This is a genomic window from Spirillospora sp. NPDC049652 (assembly GCF_040675125.1).
In the GTDB taxonomy this organism is placed as follows: Bacteria; Actinomycetota; Actinomycetes; order Streptosporangiales; family Streptosporangiaceae; genus Spirillospora.
In genome coordinates, this window is the sequence record NZ_JBFAOF010000968.1 from 1 (window position 1) to 2,625 (window position 2,625).

The 2,625-nt window shown below is 75.7% G+C and carries 3 protein-coding genes; 2 read left to right on the top strand and 1 reads right to left on the bottom strand.

The window, feature by feature from the left end; translation table 11 throughout:
* The first annotated feature begins 106 nt into the window (after nt 1–106).
* On the top strand, nt 107–1,066 hold the full coding sequence (locus AB0J52_RS35550; protein WP_500187311.1) for an ABC transporter ATP-binding protein: 960 nt from the start codon (nt 107–109) through the stop codon (nt 1,064–1,066).
* Complete coding sequence (locus tag AB0J52_RS35555) at nt 1,063–1,911, top strand: ABC transporter permease (protein ID WP_500187312.1); 849 nt, start codon at nt 1,063–1,065, stop codon at nt 1,909–1,911. The genes AB0J52_RS35550 and AB0J52_RS35555 overlap by 4 nt, the downstream gene beginning before the upstream one ends.
* A gap of 15 nt (nt 1,912–1,926) precedes the next feature.
* On the opposite strand, the gene AB0J52_RS35560 is transcribed toward AB0J52_RS35555, so the two are convergent.
* Nucleotides 1,927–2,583, bottom strand: coding sequence for a response regulator (locus tag AB0J52_RS35560; RefSeq protein WP_500187313.1), 657 nt, complete (start codon nt 2,581–2,583; stop codon nt 1,927–1,929).
* Nucleotides 2,584–2,625 lie beyond the last annotated feature (42 nt).

The following is a 2,625-nucleotide window of genomic DNA, read 5'->3' on the forward strand; positions in this document are numbered from 1 at the left end:
GGTGCGCCACGCTCGCCGCCGGGGTGGCCGCCGCATCGGTGCTGCTCCGCTCCTACGACCGAGCGACCGCCGCCGTCCTCGGACGGCTGCGCGCCGGGACGCCGTCGTGACCGCGCCGGACGCGTCCGCGGCGATCGAGGTCGCCGGGCTCGGCAAGCGCTTCGGCCGCGTGACCGCCCTGGACGGCATCGACCTCACCGTCCCCCGGGGGACCGTGCACGGGCTGCTGGGCCACAACGGCGCGGGCAAGAGCACCCTGGTGGGCGTCCTGGCGACGCTGGTGCGCCCCACCAGCGGCAGCGTCCGCGTCGCGGGCCACGACGCGCTGCGGCATCCCGGCCGGGTCCGCCGCCGCATCGGCCTCACCGGACAGCACACCACCCTCGACCTGACCATGTCGGGCCGCGACAACCTCCTCATGACCGCCCGGCTGCTCGGGGCCGCGCGCCGCCCGGCGCGCGCCCGCGCGGACCACCTGCTGGAGGCGTTCGGGCTGACCGCCGCCGCCGACCGTCCCGCCCGCACCTACTCCGGCGGGATGCTGCGCCGCCTGGACCTCGCCATGACCCTCGTCCGCCGCAGCGACGTGGTGTTCCTGGACGAGCCCGGCACGGGCCTGGACCCCGCCAGCCGCCTGGACATGTGGGACATGGTGCGGCACCTCACCGACCTCGGCACGACCGTCCTGCTGACCACGCAGCACCTGGAGGAGGCCGACCGGCTGGCGGACGCCGTCACCGTCCTCGCCGACGGCCGGATCGTCGCGACCGGCTCGCCGGACGAGCTCAAGCGCCGCGTCGGCCGCCGCAGCGCCACCGCGAGACTGGCCACCGGCGAGGACACCGCCGCCGCCGTCCAGGCGCTCACCGGCGCGGGCCTGCGCCCCGCCTGCGACCGGCCCCGCCGGACGGTGACCGTCACGCTCGACCACGACCAGGACCTCGCGGCCGTCGTCCGCGCGCTGGACGCGGCCGCGGTCAGGCCGACCCGGCTGACGCTGGCCGAACCCGGCCTCGACCAGGTGTACCTGGCCCTGACCGGACACCGCCGGGCGGAGGCCCGATGACCGCCTCGGCCGCCCTCGACTCCGACCGGCGCGACGAGCCGGTCCGGTTCACCGGGACCGGCGACTGGCAGGGGGCCCGGACCGCGACGCAGATCCGGGTGCTCACCGCCCGGTCCCTGCGCGCCCTGGTCCTGGACTACCGGCTGCTGCTCATCGGCGTCGTGGAATCCCTCGTGATGCTGGTGGCGTTCGGCCAGGTCTTCTCCGGGCTCGCCTACGCCCCCGGCTTCCCCGCCCACGTCCGCTACATCGACTTCCTGCTCCCCGCGCTGCTGCTCACCACCGCCCTGCAGAGCGGCACCCAGGCCGGCATGGGGATCGTCGACGACGTCCGCTCCGGGCTGCTCGCCCGGCTGCGGTCCATGCCGGTCTGGCCCGGATCGGTGCTGGTCGCCCGCAGCGTCGCCGGGCTGGCGAGGGGGGCGCTGCGACTGGCGCTGCTGCTGGTCCTCGCCTATGCCCTGTTCGGATACCGTCCGGCGGGCGGGGCCACGGGCGTGCTGGCCGCCGCCGGACTGTCGCTCGCGGTGGGCTGGGGCCTCAGCTGGGTGTTCATCGCCCTGGCCTGCTGGGTCGACCGGACGGAGGCGCTGCACGCCGTCGCCGGGCTGGTGATGTTCCCGCTGATGTACGCCTCCAACGCCTTCGTCCCCGTCAGCGGCCTGCCCGGATGGCTCCGCCACGTCGCCCGGTTCAACCCCGTCAGCCACGGCATCGACTCCGCCCGCACCCTGTGCCTGACCGGCTCGGCGGGCCCGGGGCTCCTCATCGCCGTCCTGGCGAGCCTCGCCATCGCGGCGCTCGCCGCCACGGCCGCCGTCCACGGCCTCGCCCGCCGCCGCTGACCGGGAGAAGGGGAGCTAGTCGACCAGGTCGTTGCGGTAGGCGTAGACGACGGCCTGGACGCGGTCGCGCAGGTCGAGCTTGGTGAGGATGCGCGACACGTACGTCTTCACCGTCTCCTGGCTGAGCACCAGGGCCGTGGCGATCTCGCCGTTGGACAGGCCCTCGGCGATGAGGCGCAGCACCTGCAGTTCGCGGGGCGTCAGCGGCACGTCGCCGGTGCCTGCGGCCGGACGGATCCGCGCCGCGTACCGGCCGACGAGCTGCCGGGTCACCTCGGGCGCGAGCAGCGCGGCGCCGCTGGCGACGGTGCGGATGCCGTGCAGGAGCTGCGCGGGCGGGGCGTCCTTGAGCAGGAACCCGCTCGCTCCCGCGCGGAGCGCCTCGTAGACGTACTCGTCCAGGTTGAACGTCGTCACGACCAGGACCTTGACCGGGTCCGGCACGTCCGCCCCGGCGAGCAGGCGGGTCGCCGCGATGCCGTCGAGCACCGGCATCCGGACGTCCATCACGACCATGTCCGGGGTCAGGCGGCGGGCCAGGTCGACGGCGGCCCGCCCGTCCCCGCACTCGCCCACCACCTCCAGGTCGGGCTGGGCGTCGATGATCGTGGCGAAGCCCGTGCGGATCAGCGGCTGGTCGTCGCAGACCAGCACCCGCACCGGGGCGGTCACGACGAGCCCCCGGCGGGGATGCGCGCCCGCACGACGAAGCCG